Consider the following 15,478-nt stretch of genomic DNA (forward strand, 5'->3'; position numbering starts at 1 on the left):
GCGGCCTGTCCCACCCGCAGGGGCGGTCACAGGGCGAGGAGCTCCTTGGTGGTGATGGTGAGCAGCTCGGGCCCGCCCTCCTCCGGGGGGCGCACCACGAGCGTGTCCTCGATCCGGACTCCGCCGCGGCCCGGGAGGTGAACCCCTGGACCGACGGTGACCGGCACGCGGTTGTCCAGTTTACCCATGTCGGCGGGTCCGAGGCCCGGCGCCTCCCGGACCTCCAGCCCGACGCCGTGCCCGAGCGGGCGCGGCGGGCTCTCCACATGGCCCGCCGCCTGCAGGATGTCACGGGCCGCGCGGTCGGGTGCGTTGCCCGGCACGCCCGGGCCGAGCGCCTCCCGACCGGCCCGCTGCGCCTCGAAGACCAGCCGGTGCAGCTCCACCTGCCAGGCCGCGGGCGCCGCGCCGATCACGAAGGTGCGGGTGGCGCAGACGGCGTAGCCGCGGTACTGGGCGCCCAGCGCGACGGTCAGGAAGTCGCCCTCCTCGACCCTGCGGTCGGTGGGCAGGTGGTTGGCCCGGCCGGAGTGGGTGCCGGTGGCGACCGAGACCGGAAAGGCGGCCCCGTCCGCGCCGTGGTCGATCATCCGGCGCTCCAGCTCCATCGCCAGGTGCCGCTCGGTCCGCCCGACCAGGATCGACTCCAGCAGCTCGCCCAGTGCCTGGTCGGCGATCTCGGCGGCGATCCGCAGGTCGGCGATCTCGTACTCGTCCTTGACCACCCGCAGCCGCTCGACCGCGCCGTCCAGGTCGGCCAGCCGGATGCCGGGGGCCAACGCGGCGATCGCGCGGTGCCGGGTGACGGTCAGGTCGCCCTCCTCGACCGCGAGGTCACGCACGCGCAGCCGGGCGGCCGCCCCGGCGGCGGCCGTCGCGGTGTCCTCGTCCGGGGCGGTGACCAGGTGGGCCAGCTCGACGGCGTAGGGGTGCTCGCCGGTGTCGTCCGGTGGCAGGTCCGCGGGCAGCGCGAGCAACGCGCGGTCGCGGGTCAGCAGCAGCGTCGCGCCGCACGGTGCGCAGCCCGTCAGGTACCGGACGTTCGCGGGGCTGCTGATCAGCGCCGCGTCCACACCGGCCGTGCTGCAGTGCTCCCGGAGCCGCTCTCGGCGGACCGCGTGCGCATCGGACATGCCCGAAGCCTATGAGGGGACCCGTCGGACCGCCTGTTCAGCTGGTCCGTTCTGCTGGCCCGGGCGAGCGGGCACCATACTGACTGATCGTCAGATAGGCTGCGCGGCACGGCCGGATGGCCGACCGCCTGCGGAGGAGAGCGCCGTGACCGAGTCCCGCACGCCGGGCGCCTGGGAGCCCGTCGAGATCGACACCAGCGTCGCCCACTCGGCCCGGGTCTACGACTACTGGTTGGGTGGCAAGGACAACTTTCCGGCCGACCGCGAGCTGGCCGAGCAGATCATCGCCGCGGTGCCGAACATGCGGGCGATGGCCCGGGCCAACCGGGACTTCCTGGGCCGAGCGGTCCGCCACCTGGTCGTGGAGCAGGGCATCCGGCAGTTCCTGGACATCGGCACCGGGATCCCGACCGCGGGCAACACCTACGAGGTGGCCCAGGCGCTGGCGCCGGAGTCCCGGGTGCTCTACGTGGACAACGACCCGATCGTGCTGGCGCACGCCCGGGCGATGATCTCCAGCCACCCGGCCGGGCGGACCTCGTTCATCCTGGGCGACCTGCGCGAGCCCGCCGAGATCCTGGACCACCCGGTCTTCGCGCAGATCATCGACCGGGCGCAGCCGGTCGGGTTGCTGCTGGTCGCGGTGCTGATGCTGTTCCGGGACGCCGAGGACCCGTGGGCGATGGTGCGCACCCTGGTGGACGCGCTGCCCCCGGGCAGCTGCCTGGCGCTGACCCACCCGAGCGGCGACTTCGCGCCCGAGGAGGTGGCCGTGGCGGTGCGGGCCGCCGAGCACGCGCACGTCCCGCTCACCCCGCGCGGCCGGGCCGAGGTGACCCGCTTCCTGGACGGGCTGGAGCCGGTCGCGCCGGGCGTGGTCCCGGTGCTGGCCTGGGGCGGCGCGGCCGAGGGGGTGGACGTCGACTCCGCGTACTACTACGCCGCGGTGGCCCGCAAGCCCTGAGCCGGCTCCGCCGGGCGGCTCGGCCGTCCGGGGCCCGGGCAGGCGCGGCGGCCCCGGGCGCCGCCGGCGAGGATGGTAGGGATGGGGCGCGTGGAGTGGTTCAACGCGCCGGCGTACGGACTGAGCAGGCTGGTCCTGCTGCGGCTGCTGGCCGCGGTCTACCTGATCGGGTTCCTGGCGGCGGCCCGGCAGTTCCGGGCGCTGATCGGCGAGCACGGGATGCTCCCGGTGCCGCGGTTCCTGGCCGCCGTCCCGTTCCGGCACTCACCCAGCCTCTTCCACTACGGCTACTCGGACCGCCGCTTCGCGACCGTGGCGTGGACCGGCGCGGTGCTGGCGGCGGCCCTGGTAGCCGGCGCCGGCGACCTGGTACCGCTCTGGACCTCGATGCTCTGGTGGGCCGCGCTCTGGGTGCTCTACCTGTCGATCGTCAACGTCGGGCAGGTCTGGTACTCCTTCGGCTGGGAGTCGCTGCTGCTGGAGGCCGGGTTCCTGGCCGCCTTCCTGGGCAACGCCACGGTGGCGCCGCCGCTGCCGGTGCTGGTGCTGATGCGCTGGCTGCTGTTCCGGGTCGAGTTCGGCGCCGGGCTGATCAAGCTGCGCGGCGACTCCTGCTGGCGCGACCTCACCTGCCTCAAGTACCACCACGAGACCCAGCCGATGCCCGGGCCGCTCAGCTGGTTCTTCCACCACCTGCCCGGCCCGCTACACCGGGTGGAGACGGCCGCCAACCACGTCGCCCAGCTGCTGGTGCCGGTCGGCCTCTTCCTGCCCCAGCCGGCGGCCACCGTGGCGGGCTCCGTGGTGATCGTCACCCAGCTCTGGCTGGTCTGCTCCGGCAACTTCGCCTGGCTCAACTGGCTGACCATCGCACTGGCGTGGTCCGCGGTGCGGCTGCCGCACGGCACGGTGACCAGCGCCGGCGCGCCGCTCTGGTTCGAAGTGCTGGTGCTGGCGGTCACCGCGCTGGTGGTGGTGCTCAGCTACTGGCCGGCCCGCAACCTGCTCTCCCGGCACCAGGCGATGAACATGTCGTTCAACCGGCTGCACCTGGTCAACACCTACGGCGCCTTCGGCAGCATCAACCGGGTCCGCTACGAGGTGGTGGTGGAGGGTACCGACGAGCCGCTGATCACCCGGGAGACGGTCTGGCGGGAGTACGGCTTCCGGGGAAAGCCGGGGGACGTGCGCCGGCTGCCGCGCCAGTTCGCGCCCTACCACCTGAGGCTGGACTGGCTGATGTGGTTCGCCGCGATCTCCCCCGGCTACGCCCGGCCGTGGTTCCGCCCGTTCGTCGCCCGGCTGCTGGTCAACGACCCGGCGACGCTGCGGCTGCTGCGCCACAACCCCTTCCCCGACGAGCCGCCGACCCACGTCCGGGCGGTGCTGTACCACTACCGCTACACCGACTGGCGCGAGCTGCGCCGCTCCGGCGCGTGGTGGGAGCGGCGCCGGGTGCGCGAGTACCTGGCGCCGGTCAGGCGGGGGTGAGCGCGGGGGTGGTGGGCGCGGTGGCGAGCACCACCTTGCCCAGGTTGGCCCGGGACTCCAGCAGTGCCACCGCCTCCGCCGCCCGTTCCAGCGGGTGCACCGTGCTGACCGGCCGCACCCGCCCGTCGGCCAGCAGCCGCCACAGCTCGGCCCGGATCTCCGCCGCCACGGCGGGCCGGTGCCGGGCCAGCCGTCCCATCGAGAGGCCGGTCACCGTGGCCGCCGAGCGGAGTACCGCCCCGGCGTCCAGCGTGCCGCCGGACCCGGCCAGGGTGACCAACCGGCCGAACGGCACCAGCGCGCCCAGCGCCCGCGGCAGGATCTCACCGCCGGCCCCCTCCAGCACCAGGTCGACCGGGGCTCCCCAGTCGGTGTCCTGGTAGCTCACCACCTCGTCGGCGCCCAGGGAGCGCAGGAACCCGGCCTTCTCCGGCGAGCCGACGGCGGCCACCACCCGGGCCGCGCCGAGCGCCTTCGCCAGTTGGACGATCAGATGGCCGACCCCACCGGCCGCGGCGGTGACCAGCACGGACTCGCCTTCCTCGCACCGTCCGACCCGCAGCGCGGCCAGCGCGACCAGGCCGCCGTGCACCAGCCCGAGCGCGTCGGCCGCGCCGACCTGCTCCGGCACCGGGGTGAGCAGCGCGGGCGAGGCCACCGCCAGCTCGGCGTACGGCTCGGCCGCGATGCCGCCGACCCGCTGCCCCACCCGTAGCCCGTCCACGCCGGGGCCGAGCGCGACGATCCGGCCGACCACGCCCCCGCCGGGCGATGCGGGCAGCGGCACCTCGCCGACCCCGCGCAGCACCGGCAGCACCGTCCGGCTGACCCCGGCGACCTCGGTGCGGAACAGCACCTCACCGGCGCCGGGAACGGGCTCGGGCACCTCGTCGAGCCGCAGCGCCCCGGGGCCTTCGTGGGTGTGGAACCTGACCTTGCGCATGGCTGCGTCTCCCCTCGCCGGACGATCGTTGGCAGACCCAACGATAGAGCAGAATCATTGGTGCATCCAACGGATTTTCGGCTAGGATGCGGGTCGTGACCGATGCTCCGCTCTCCCGCCTGCAGACCCTGCCCAGCTGGCTGCTCGGCCGGGCCGGCGCGCTCGCCCATCGCCTGGTGGCCGAGCACCTGGGCCGCGAGGGCTTCCGGATGGGTCACCACGCCGTGCTCTGCGCGGTCGCCGAGCTGGGCCCGGTCGCCCAGGCGGAGCTGTCGCGCACGGTGCGGATCGACCCCAAGGACATGGTCGGCGTGCTGAACGACCTGCAAGCCAAGGGGCTGGTGGTACGCGGCAAGGACCCACGGGACGCCCGGAAGAACGCGATCACCCTCTCCCCCGCCGGAGCCGAACTGCTGGCCCGGCTACAGGAGTTGGGCGACCAGGCCAACGCGGAGCTGCTGGCGCCGCTGGAGGCCGACGAACGGGACCAACTGCTGCGGTTGGTCAGGAAGTTGATCCAGATCGACGGCTGACGGCCCGCGCCGGTGGGGTGCGAGCCCGACCAACCGGCCGCACCGGGTTCGCCGGTCGAAGAGCGTTGCCCGCCGGCGGGATCGTGATCCTCTCGCCTCCCGCGCTCGCCCCCGTGGGCAGGGGATCCCGCCGTCAGTGCTGTTGGCAGCCGGGGCACCAGAAGAGGTTGCGGGCGGCATGGGGTTCGGTGCGGACCTCGGTGGCGCAGACCAGGCAGGGCTGGGCGGCGCGGCGGTAGACGTAGACCTCGCCGCCGTGGTCGTCGACCCGGGGCGGGCGGTTCATCGCCTCGGGGGTGTGTTCGGGGCGGACGGTGTCGATCCGGCCGATCGCCGCGCCCTCGCGCATCAGGGCGACCAGGTCGACCCAGATGGCGTCCCACTCGGTCCGGGTGAGGTCGCGGCCGGCCCGGTGCGGGCTGATGCCGTGCCGGAAGAGCACCTCGGCCCGGTAGACGTTGCCCACGCCGGCCAGCACCTTCTGGTCCATCAGCAGCGCCGCGACGGTGCTGCGGCTGCGCGAGATCCGCGACCAGGCGCGGTCCGGGTCGGCGTCGGCGCGCAGCGGGTCGGGGCCGAGCCGGGCGTGCACCGCGTCCTTCTCACCCGGGGTGAGCACCTCGCAGGTGGTCGGGCCGCGCAGGTCGGCGAAGTGCGCGGAGTTCTCCAGCCGCAGCCGGACCAGGCCGACCGGGGCGGGCGCGGGGGCCGCGCCGAAGCCGAACACGCCGTACAGGCCGAGGTGGACGTGCAGCCAGGAGTCACCGAAGCCGAGGAAGAGGTGCTTGCCGTCCGCCTCGGCCGTCTCCAGGACGCGCCCGTCCAGCAGCGCCGCGCCGGCGGTGAACCGGCCCTGCGGACTGGCCACCGCGACCGGCTCGCCGCCGAACGCCCGCAGGTGTTCCGCGGCGAGCCGGTGCAGGATGTGGCCTTCGGGCATGGTGAATCAACTCTCTTGCGGGGAAAGGTGGTTCAGCGGCTCGGGTGGCCGGCCAGGCGAGCCGCGATGACCCGGTCCAGGGCGTCGGCGGTGGCCGCCACGTCGAGTTGGGAGTTGTCGATGATGGGCAACCCGGAGTTGTACCAGCCGGCCATCCGACCGTGGATCCGGGCCACCTCCTCGTCGCTGAGCCGGCGGTTGCCGCTGCGCCGGGCGTTGCGCGCCAGCACCGAGTCCAGTCCCGGCAGCAGCACCACCGGGATCATGCCGGGGCCGATGTGCCGCTTCCAGCCTCCCAGTCCGATCGCCGGGCGGTCCGGGAAGACCGCGTCGTCGATGATGCAGGAGATGTCGTTGGCGAGGTAGTTGCGGCACGCGAAGCCACACGTCCGGCGAGCCAGCCGGTACTGGGCCTCGGAGGAGCTGTTCCAGCCGGACTGCGGGTTGGCGAAGCCGGACTGCACCCACTCGCGGACGTCGTCCAGGCTGATGTGCGCGGTAGTGGTCGGCCGCCGCTCGGCCCAGTGCCGGGCGACCGTGGTCTTGCCGGCGCCGGCCGGACCGATCAGCAGCACCGCGAGCGGGCCGGGGTGGCTGGCCGGGACCCCGGCGGGCAGCTGTACCGGCGTGCCGGTGGGCATCACGAAGTGCCCGGTGGCGCCCGGCTGTACGGCGGCGGACAGCACCGGCCCGGGCGCGGGTCGCGGCGCGGGCGGACGCGACGGCGCCGGAGGCAGCGCGGGCCGGTCCCCCTCCGCGTCCGGGCACGGCTGCACGGTCTGCCGGGGCGGCACCGGCGGGGGCGGGGTCAGCGGTCGTGGGGGCAGCGGCCCACCCCCTGCGTACTGCGTCATGGACACACCTCCCTGCCGGGGAGATTACACGGCGGCCCGGTGGCGGGCCCAGTCCGCCACCGGGCCGCCGACCGCCGCTACCGGGTGGTGAGCTGCTCGGCCAGGGCGCGCAGGGCCAGTTCGTACGAGCCGAGACCGAAGCCCGCGATGGTGCCGGAGGCGATCGCGGCGATCACCGAGGTGTGCCGGAACTCCTCGCGCGCGTACGGGTTGGAGATGTGCACCTCGATCAGCGGCGCGGTGCGCTGGGCGGCGGCGTCGCGCATCGCGTACGAGTAGTGCGTGAACGCGCCGGGGTTGATGACCACCGGGAGCCGCTCGTCGGCCGCCCGGTGCAGCCACTCGATCATCTGCCGCTCGGAGTTGGTCTCGTGCACCTCGACCTCGAAGCCCAGCTCCTTGCCGAGCGCGGTGCAACGCTCGACCAGGCCGGCGTACGAGGTGGCGCCGTAGACGTCCGGCTCGCGGCTGCCGAGCCGGCCGAGGTTGGGGCCGTTGAGCACCAGGACGGTGGTCACTTGGCGACCTCCGCGTACGCGGCGACCAGCAGCGACGGGTCCGGGCCCTCCAGTACCGAGGTCTTGGCCAGGCCGTCCAGCACGATGAAGCGCAGCAGGTCGCCGCGTGACTTCTTGTCGATCTTCATCGCGTCCAGCAACTTCGGCCAGGCGTCCGCCCGGTAGCTCAGCGGCAGGCCGACCGAGGCCAGCACCGAGCGGTGCCGGTCCGCCGTCGCGTCGTCCAACCGCCCGGCCAGCCGGCCGAGTTCGGCGGCGAACACCATGCCGACCGAGACCGCCGCGCCGTGCCGCCACTTGTAGCGTTCGTTGCGCTCGATGGCGTGCGCCAGCGTGTGGCCGTAGTTGAGGATCTCGCGCAGCCCGGCCTCCCTGAGGTCGCCGGAGACCACGTCGGCCTTGACCTGGATGGCCCGTCGGATCAGCTCCACGGTGTGCGGGCCGGCCGGCGTGGTGGCGCCCTGCGGGTCGGCCTCCACCAGGTCGAGGATGACCGGGTCGGCGATGAAGCCGCACTTGATCACCTCGGCCAGGCCGGAGACGTAGTCGTGCCTGGGCACGGTCTCCAGGGTGGCCAGGTCGGCCAGCACCCCGGCCGGCGGGTGGAAGGCGCCGACCAGGTTCTTGCCCTCGGCGATGTTGATCCCGGTCTTGCCGCCGACCGCCGCGTCCACCATTCCGAGCAACGTGGTGGGCACGGCGATCCAGCGCACCCCGCGCAGCCAGGTCGCGGCGACGAAGCCGGCCAGGTCGGTGGTGGCGCCGCCGCCCAGGCCGACGATCACGTCGGAGCGGGTGAAGCCGGTCTGTCCGAGCACCGACCAGCAGTACGCGGCGACCTCGGCGCTCTTGGCCTCCTCGGCGTTCGGCACCTGGAGCGCGATCGCCTCGTACCCCTCGGCGGCCAGGTCCTCGCGGATCGCGTCACCGGTGGCGGCCAGCGCCTCCGGGTGGATCACCGCCACCCGCCGGGCCTGGGTACCGATCAGCCCGGCGAGTTCGCCCAGCAGCTGCTGCCCGACCAGCACGTCGTACGGCGCGTGGCCGGCCGAACCGCCGACCTGGATGGTGACCGTGCTGCTGCTCATGCTTCCTTCAACTCCAGGGATTCCAGCACCGCGTCCGCGACCTGCTCCGGGGTGCGCCCCTCGGTGCTGATCACGGCAGCGGCGACCTCCAGGTACAGCGGCCGGCGGGCCGCCATCAACTCGCGCCAGGCCGCCCGCGGGTTGACCGCGAGCAGCGGACGCGGGGCGTCCAGACCGACCCGCTTGACCGCGTCGTGCAGGGCGACCTCCAGGAAGACCACCGGACGGCCGGCCAGCAGCGCGCGGGTGGCCTCGGCCATGACCGCGCCGCCGCCGAGCGCCAGCACGCCGTCGTGCTCCTCCAGCGCGGTCCTGACGGCCCGCACCTCCAGGGCGCGGAAGTGCGGCTCGCCGTCGTCGACGAAGATCTCCGGGATCGGTTTGCCGGCCAGTGCCTCGATGTCGGTGTCGGTGTCACGGAACGTGCTGCCGAGGCGCTCGGCGAGCAGCCGGCCCACCGTGCTCTTCCCGGCCCCGGGCGGGCCGACCAGCACCACGACCGGGCCGGCCGTACGCCCGATTCGCCCGCTCACCGGATGATCAGGTGGTCGAGGTAGCTCTGCACGTTGCGGCGGGTCTCGGCCACGTGGTCGCCGCCGAACTTCTCGCAGACCGCGTCCGCCAGCACCAGCGCCACCATCGCCTCCGCGACGATCCCGGCCGCCGGAACCGCACAGACGTCCGAACGCTGGTGGTGCGCCTTGGCCGGCTCGCCGGTCCGCACGTCCAGGGTCCGCAGCGCCCGCGGCACGGTGGCGATCGGCTTCATCGCCGCGCGGACCCGCAGCAGCTCGCCGGTGGAGAGCCCGCCCTCGGTGCCACCGGAACGGCCCGAGGCGCGCCGGACGCCGTCCGGGGTCGGCACGATCTCGTCGTGCGCCCGCGAGCCCGGGATCCGGGCCAGCTCGAAGCCGTCGCCGACCTCCACGCCCTTGATCGCCTGGATGCCCATCAGCGCGGCCGCCAGCCGGGCGTCCAGCCGGCGGTCCCAGTGCACGTGCGAACCCAGACCCACCGGCACGCCGTACGCCAGCACCTCGACCACGCCGCCGAGGGTGTCGCCGTCCTTGTGGGCCTGGTCGATCTCGGCCACCATCCGCTTCGAGGCGTCCGCGTCCAGGCAGCGCACCGGGTCCTCGTCCAGCCGCGCCTCGTCCACCGGCAGCGGCAGCACGCCGGCCGGCGCCTTGGCCGCGCCAAGCTCCACCACGTGCGAGACCAGCTCGATGCCGCAGGTCTCCCGCAGGTACGAACGGGCCACCGTGCCGAGCGCGACCCGCGCCGCGGTCTCCCGGGCGCTGGCCCGCTCCAGGATCGGACGCGCCTCGTCGATGCCGTACTTCTGCATGCCGGCCAGGTCGGCGTGGCCGGGCCGGGGGCGGGTGAGGGCCTCGTTGCGGGCCAGACCCGCGAGCACCTCGGGGTCGACCGGGTCGGCCGCCATCACCTGCTGCCACTTCGGCCACTCGGTGTTGCCGACCATCACCGCCACCGGGCTGCCCATGGTCAGGCCGTGCCGGACCCCGCCGAGGAAGGTCACCTCGTCCTGCTCGAACTTCATCCGCGCGCCGCGCCCGTAACCCAGCCGCCGCCGCGCCAGCGCGTCCGCCACCATCGCGGTGGTCACGGGCACGCCCGCGGGCAGACCCTCCAGCGTCGCGACCAGTGCGGGGCCGTGCGACTCCCCCGCGGTCAGCCAGCGCAACGTACCCAACGGTGCTCCTTCGTCAGCGGTCCGGCCGCGGCTGCTGGGCGCGGTTCCGGCCGGGTTTCCCGAGCGGGCCCGTTTGCGGTGGGCCCTCTTCCGAATCCTTTCACGTCCGGGGGCGGGATCGGGTCGAGGTCCGCGTGGCGGACACCGGGACGGACAGCCGGGGCGGTGGGGCACAATGGACGTGGACCGCGCTCCAGCGGCCACCGGACGAGACGCGCCGTACCCGGAGGGACAAGACGACGCAGCCCTTGGAGGGTGCCGTCATGGAGCAGCTGATCCAGATCATCGGGTCGATCCTGGTGCTGATCCCGTTCGCGCTGGCGCAGCGCGGCCGGCTGAACACGAAGTCCCGCGGCTATCTGGTGCTGAACCTGGCCGGCTCGGGCGTGCTGGCGGCCCAGGCCGCGGTCACCGCGCAGTGGGGCTTCCTGTTGCTGGAGGGTGTCTGGGCGCTGGTGTCGCTGGCCGGATTGGTGACCGTACTGCGCGGGCGCGAACCACGGGCCGCTGAGCACTGATCGCGTTTTGGAGCACCGCTCTCGTAGGTGATCGCCTCCTGTTGGTGATCGCCGCTCTCGCACCGGGGTCGGATGGAGCGGTGCTCTCATTGTGGAACACCGCTCTCGACTGCAAGCACTGCTCTCACGTCTGGGCGACACAACTCGCCGGAACACTGCTCTCGTCACTGGGCATCGCTCTCGACCCCGCGCAGCGCTCTCGACCCCGCGCAGCACGCTCACGCCCGCCCGCTGCTCGCGCCACCGGGCAGCGACCGGCACCGTGGCAGAGCGCCACTCTCATATCAGAGCGCTGCCCTCACCCGTGAGCAGTGCTCTCACCGATGAGCGCCGCTCTCACCAGCGAGCACCGCTCTCGCGATGCCGGCTCAGTGCTCCCGCTCAGCCAGCGCGGTCTCGCCGGCCGCCCGCATCGCCGCCAGCGGTCCCGGGGTGATCCCGGTGAACCGCTCGCACTGCAGCACCGCCTGATGGACCAACAGGTCCAGCCCACCCAGCACGATCCCGCCACGCTCGGCGCAGGCCGCGGCCAGTGCGGTCGGCCACGGGTGGTACAGCACGTCGAAGAGCGCGCCGGGCGCGCCCGTCAGGCCGGCCGCGAACCCGTCCGTCGCCCCGACCGGGGTGGTCGACACGGTCAGCGGCCCGGCCAGGGCCTCGGCCCCGCGCGCCCAGTCCGTCGTCCGCACCGGCACCCCGAGCCGATCGCCGAGTACCCGCATCTCGCGCGCCCGCTCGGCGCTGCGCACGTACACCGTGACCTCGCCCGTGCACAGCTGGGCCAGCGCGGCCAGCGCGGACGAGGCGGTGGCCCCGGCCCCCAGCACCGCCGCCGCCGGGACCTGCCCGATCCCCCGCTCACGCAGCGCCGCGACCAGCCCGGGCACGTCGGTGTTGTCCCCGGTGCGCCGCCCGTCGGCCTCGAAGACCAGGGTGTTCACCGCCTCCACCGCCAGTGCGGTCGGACTCACCTCGTCCAGCAACGGGATCACCACCCGCTTGAGCGGCATGGTCAGTGAGAAGCCCGCCCAGAGGCCCGGCTCCAGTCCGGCCAGGAACCCCGCCAGGTCGTCCTCGCCCAGCTCGAACCGGCCGTACTCCCAGTCGTCGAGCCCGAGCGCCCGGTAGGCCGCGGTGTGCAGCACCGGCGAGAGCGAGTGGGCGATCGGCGAGCCGAGCACGGCGGCCCGGTGGCGCCGACCGGTCACCGACCGTACGCCGGCGGTCGACCGCCCACCGGCCGTCGACTGCCCACCCGTCATCAACTGCCCGCCGGTGGTCGGCTGCTGGCTGGTCATGGCTGTTCGGCACTCCTATCGCTCAGGACGGCCACCGCCCGCCCGTGACACACGACGCTCGGTCACTCGCAGTGCACGGCCTGTGCGTCGAAGGCCTGGCCGTGCGAGGTGCAGTACTGTTTGACGTTCGCCGCGAAGTCGGTCGACGAAGTCGAGAACAGCGTCTCGGTCGGACTCATCGCGATGAAGTACGCCCAGGTGCCCGGCGTCGGGTTGAGCACCGCCTGGATCGCCTCGTCGCCGGGGTTGGAGATCGGCGTCGGCGGCAGGCCCGGGTTGATGTAGGTGTTGTACTTGTTCGAACCGTCGTTGATCTGCGCCTTGGTCAGCGCAGTCGAGCCCACCGAGTACTGCAGCGTGGTGTCCATGCCCAGGGTGTGGTGGGTGACGTCGGTGTTCAGGCGGTTGTAGATGACCCGGGCCATCTTGCCGAAGTCCTGCGAGTTGTTGCCCTCGGCCTGCAGGATGCTCGCCTCGGTGATCACGTCGTAGGTGGTCTTCAGGCCCGCCTGCTGGATCAGCGCGGGCGTGATCACCTGCGAGTACTCCTGGTTGGCGTTGGCGACCATCTGCTTGAGCAGGTCCAGCGGCTGCATGCCCGGGGTGATCGAGTACTTGGTCGGCCAGAGGAAGCCCTCGGGGTTGTTGCCCGCGTAGGCCGGCAGACCGAGGTTGGCGACCTGCGACTTGGCCACGCCGGCCGTGGTGCCGGCGGCCAGCTTGAGCTTGGTGTCGATCATCGCGTAGATGTCGACGGCCTTCTTGCCCTCGGGCACGATCAGCGCGTTCCCGCCGGCCGCGGAGACCAGCAGCTGCACGGCGGCGGCACCGGACATCTGGCTGTGCATGGTGTAGCTGCCCGCCTGGATGCCCATCGCCTGCGGGTTCTTGTTGTAGGCGTCGGTGAACGCACCCGCGCTCTTCACCACGCCGGCCGCCAGCAGCGTCTGCGCCATGTCGGCGCCGCCGGCCCCCGGGGCGATCGTCACGGTGACCGAGCCGGTGCCGTTGCCGGTGTAGTCCGGCGGCGGGCCGAAGTGGCTCTTGTAGAAGCCGTAGCCGAACCAGCCCGCGCCGCCCGCGCCGCCCAGCAGTACCAGGGCGACCACCAGGCAGGCACCGCGGTTGCGCCGGCCGGACTTCTTGCCCTTCTCCTTGCGCTTGCGCTGGGCCTCGCGGCTGTTGTCCTCCTCGACGGCGCCGAAGAAGGACTCGTGTTCGGCCTCGTCGCCGTCGAGGGGTTCGCCCTCCGGCAGCTCCCCCTCGGCGTAGTCCTCGCCGACGTAGTCCTCGCCGAGGTGCCCGTCCTCGGCACCCTCCTCGACGTACAGGCCGTCCTCGTACAGCCCGTCCTCGTACCCCTCGACGTACCCGGCCTGCGGATCGTCCAGCGCCGCGGCCGCGGCCTCCCAGTCGATGCCGTCCGGCCCGGGCCCGGCCGGGGCCTGAACCGGCACCTGAACAGCTGCCTGAACCGGCGCCGGCCCGGGCATCGGCCGCTGGACCTGGTCGTGCACCGGCTGGTGCTGCTGCGGGAAGGGGACCTGCTGCGGGTAGCCCTGCGGCGCGCCCGGCGCCGGGTAGCCGGTCTGCTGCTGGCCGGTCTGCTGCTGCGGGAAACCCGGCTGGGCCTGCTGCTGCCACTGCTGCCCGCCGTACGGATCCTGCGGCATCGGCTGCTGCCCGGGGTACGCCGCGTACTGCTCGGGCTGCTGCGCGTAGCCCTCCTGCGACGGGTAGCCCTGCGGCGGCGCGTAGCCCTGCCCCTGCAGTACGTACTGCCCCTGGCCGTAGACGTCCTGCGGCTGCGCGTAGGAGTCCTGCGCCGCGTACTCCGCTCCGCCGAAGTGTTGCTCCGGGTGGCCGAGCTCGGCGGGGTGCCACGGCTGGGAGCCGTAGCCCCGACCCTGATCAGTCATCGAATCCCTTATGCCGACGGAGACGGACGGTGGATCGGACCGACCGTCCGGGACGGCGTCCCGGCACGATCTCGAACCGGCGTGCTAGCGCAACATCTGGGGGGAGACGTTACCGTACCGCAAGGTACCGCCCGTTTCGGGCGCTTGGTGCCCGACCTGTCGGTTCCGGGGACCCCCGGAGGCCGTCACCCCGTGCTGGGACTGGGTTCCGAGGGGTGCTGGGCCTGGTAGGCGTTGAAGTCGGCGACGTTCTTTCTGTGCTGTTGCTCACTGTCCGTGAAGCGGGTGTCCCCGGGGCTGACCGTCACGAAGTAGAGCCAGTCACCCGGCGCCGGGTTGAGCGCGGCGTCCAGCGCGTCGTGGCCGGGGTTGTCGATCGGGGTCGGCGGCAGGCCGCTGTGCTGGTACGTGTTGAACGGCGAGTTCAGGTTGGTGTCGGTGACGGTGGTGTGCAGAGTGGTGCGACCGAGTGCGTAGTTGATGGTGGAATCGAGTTGGAGCGGCATCTTCCGGCCCAGCCGGTTGTAGATCACCCGGGCCACCTTGGCCATGTCGTCGCGGTTGTCCGCCTCGCCCTGGACCAGGCTGGCCACCACCAGCGCCTGGTAGGGGGTGATCCCGAGCGCGCTCGCCTCACCGGTCAGGCCCTCGCCGTTGAACTCGGTGCCGGCCTGCTTGACCATCTGTTGAAGCAGAGCCAGCGCACTGGTCTCGCTGGTGACGCCGTAGGTGGCGGGGAAGAGCAGGCCCTCCAGGTTTCCGCCGGCGAAGTCGGGCAGGCCGAGGTCGCCCTGGTGCTCCTGGGCGGTGCGCTGCGCGGTGCCGGCCGGCAGCCGCAGCCGCTGGTCGATCGCCGCGTAGATCTGGCTCGCCCGCCAACCCTCGGGCACTGTGAGGCCGTTGGCGTTGAACGGATTGTCCAGCACGTTCAGGGCGGCAGCCGCGGACATCTCGTGCTTGAGCGGATAGGTGCCGGGCAGGATGTGCTGGCCCGAGGAGAGCGAGGCCGCGGTTGTGAAGGCCTTGACACTGGCCACCACTTGGTTCTGCACCAGAATTTGGCCGATCTTGGTGAGGCTCGCCCCCTTCGGGACCGAGATCTGCACCGATCCGGTGCCGCCGCCGGTGTAGTCGGCCGCCGGACTGGAGTCGAACGAACCGAAGTACCGCAGGCCCACCAGCACCGTCGAGCCGGCCAGCAGCGAGAGCAGCAGCGCGGTGATCCCACAGGCCAGACCGGTCCGACCGGACGGCGGCTTGGGCGGCTCCGACCCCGATGGCCGCTCCCACGACGACCGCTCCCACCGCAGCGGCTCGGGCTCCGGCTCGTGCACCGGGGCTCCGAGGTGGCCCGGGGTCAGCCCGGGCGCCAGGTCCTGGTCCATGCCGGTGGGCCTCCCGTCTGCCGATGGGACGTCGGATGAGAAACGTCAGGGGCCCGTCCGGACGCGTCCGGACGGGCCCCCACAGAGAAGACCGAGCAAGAAAAACCAACCACCCACTCCACGCCTGCACAAGGTAACCCGCCGACCCCCCCTCCTGCCTCTCCGGGGCGCTGCGTAGCC

At 73.0% G+C, this 15,478-nt stretch carries 15 protein-coding genes and 1 riboswitch; of the genes, 4 read left to right on the forward strand and 11 right to left on the reverse strand.

Annotated features, from left to right (window positions below; genetic code table 11):
• Positions 1 to 26: 26 nt before the first annotated feature.
• On the reverse strand, positions 27 to 1,133 hold the full coding sequence (locus ACZ38L_RS06315; RefSeq protein WP_465689769.1) for a M24 family metallopeptidase: 1,107 nt from the start codon (positions 1,131 to 1,133) through the stop codon (positions 27 to 29).
• Positions 1,134 to 1,278: 145 nt separating this feature from the next.
• Here ACZ38L_RS06315 and ACZ38L_RS06320 point away from each other — a divergent pair, with 145 nt between their 5' ends.
• Together ACZ38L_RS06320 and ACZ38L_RS06325 are read left to right on the forward strand one after the other, a co-directional pair.
• Entirely contained in the window at positions 1,279 to 2,097 is an 819-nt protein-coding gene (locus tag ACZ38L_RS06320; protein WP_465689771.1) for an SAM-dependent methyltransferase, read from the forward strand.
• 90 nt (positions 2,098 to 2,187) lie between these two features.
• Positions 2,188 to 3,588, forward strand: coding sequence for a lipase maturation factor family protein (locus tag ACZ38L_RS06325; RefSeq protein ID WP_465690003.1), 1,401 nt, complete (start codon positions 2,188 to 2,190; stop codon positions 3,586 to 3,588).
• On the opposite strand, the gene ACZ38L_RS06330 is transcribed toward ACZ38L_RS06325, so the two are convergent.
• A complete protein-coding gene (locus ACZ38L_RS06330; RefSeq protein ID WP_465689773.1) occupies positions 3,575 to 4,531 on the reverse strand; it encodes a quinone oxidoreductase family protein in 957 nt (318 codons plus the stop codon). The genes ACZ38L_RS06325 and ACZ38L_RS06330 overlap by 14 nt on opposite strands.
• 86 nt (positions 4,532 to 4,617) lie before the next feature.
• On the opposite strand from ACZ38L_RS06330, the gene ACZ38L_RS06335 reads away from it, so the two are divergent.
• A complete protein-coding gene (locus ACZ38L_RS06335) occupies positions 4,618 to 5,064 on the forward strand; it encodes a MarR family winged helix-turn-helix transcriptional regulator (protein ID WP_465689775.1) in 447 nt (148 codons plus the stop codon).
• A gap of 133 nt (positions 5,065 to 5,197) precedes the next feature.
• Here the strand turns inward: ACZ38L_RS06335 and ACZ38L_RS06340 are convergent, their stop codons facing one another.
• From ACZ38L_RS06340 to aroC, 6 genes are all read right to left on the reverse strand, one after another.
• On the reverse strand, positions 5,198 to 6,004 hold the full coding sequence (locus ACZ38L_RS06340; protein ID WP_465689777.1) for an Fpg/Nei family DNA glycosylase: 807 nt from the start codon (positions 6,002 to 6,004) through the stop codon (positions 5,198 to 5,200).
• A gap of 32 nt (positions 6,005 to 6,036) precedes the next feature.
• Positions 6,037 to 6,858 (reverse strand): AAA family ATPase, encoded by an 822-nt coding sequence (locus tag ACZ38L_RS06345; protein WP_465689779.1) that lies wholly within the window; start codon positions 6,856 to 6,858, stop codon positions 6,037 to 6,039.
• A 77-nt stretch (positions 6,859 to 6,935) separates the two neighbouring features.
• The gene (gene aroQ, locus ACZ38L_RS06350) at positions 6,936 to 7,376 is read right to left on the reverse strand and encodes a type II 3-dehydroquinate dehydratase (RefSeq protein WP_396565897.1); all 441 of its coding nucleotides are present in this window, start codon (positions 7,374 to 7,376) and stop codon (positions 6,936 to 6,938) included.
• Positions 7,373 to 8,464, reverse strand: coding sequence for a 3-dehydroquinate synthase (gene aroB / locus ACZ38L_RS06355; protein WP_465689781.1), 1,092 nt, complete (start codon positions 8,462 to 8,464; stop codon positions 7,373 to 7,375). The genes aroQ and aroB overlap by 4 nt, the downstream gene beginning before the upstream one ends.
• Entirely contained in the window at positions 8,461 to 8,997 is a 537-nt protein-coding gene (locus ACZ38L_RS06360; RefSeq protein ID WP_465689783.1) for a shikimate kinase, read from the reverse strand. Before ACZ38L_RS06360 ends, aroB begins: the two co-directional genes overlap by 4 nt.
• Entirely contained in the window at positions 8,994 to 10,178 is a 1,185-nt protein-coding gene (gene aroC / locus ACZ38L_RS06365; protein ID WP_465689785.1) for a chorismate synthase, read from the reverse strand. The genes ACZ38L_RS06360 and aroC overlap by 4 nt, the downstream gene beginning before the upstream one ends.
• Positions 10,179 to 10,359: 181 nt before the next feature.
• Positions 10,360 to 10,424: riboswitch (guanidine-III (ykkC-III) riboswitch) on the forward strand.
• Between the two features lie 17 nt (positions 10,425 to 10,441).
• Between aroC and ACZ38L_RS06370 the strand changes: the two genes are divergently transcribed.
• A complete protein-coding gene (locus tag ACZ38L_RS06370) occupies positions 10,442 to 10,696 on the forward strand; it encodes a CBU_0592 family membrane protein (RefSeq protein WP_396565904.1) in 255 nt (84 codons plus the stop codon).
• Between the two features lie 368 nt (positions 10,697 to 11,064).
• Here the strand turns inward: ACZ38L_RS06370 and ACZ38L_RS06375 are convergent, their stop codons facing one another.
• From ACZ38L_RS06375 to mltG (ACZ38L_RS06385), 3 genes are all read right to left on the reverse strand, one after another.
• On the reverse strand, positions 11,065 to 11,958 hold the full coding sequence (locus ACZ38L_RS06375) for a shikimate dehydrogenase (RefSeq protein WP_465690005.1): 894 nt from the start codon (positions 11,956 to 11,958) through the stop codon (positions 11,065 to 11,067).
• A 98-nt stretch (positions 11,959 to 12,056) separates the two neighbouring features.
• Positions 12,057 to 13,913 (reverse strand): endolytic transglycosylase MltG, encoded by a 1,857-nt coding sequence (gene mltG / locus ACZ38L_RS06380; RefSeq protein WP_465689787.1) that lies wholly within the window; start codon positions 13,911 to 13,913, stop codon positions 12,057 to 12,059.
• 185 nt (positions 13,914 to 14,098) lie between these two features.
• Positions 14,099 to 15,298, reverse strand: coding sequence for an endolytic transglycosylase MltG (gene mltG / locus ACZ38L_RS06385; RefSeq protein WP_465689789.1), 1,200 nt, complete (start codon positions 15,296 to 15,298; stop codon positions 14,099 to 14,101).
• Positions 15,299 to 15,478: the final 180 nt, after the last annotated feature.

The organism is Kitasatospora sp. NPDC024654, from assembly GCF_055559155.1.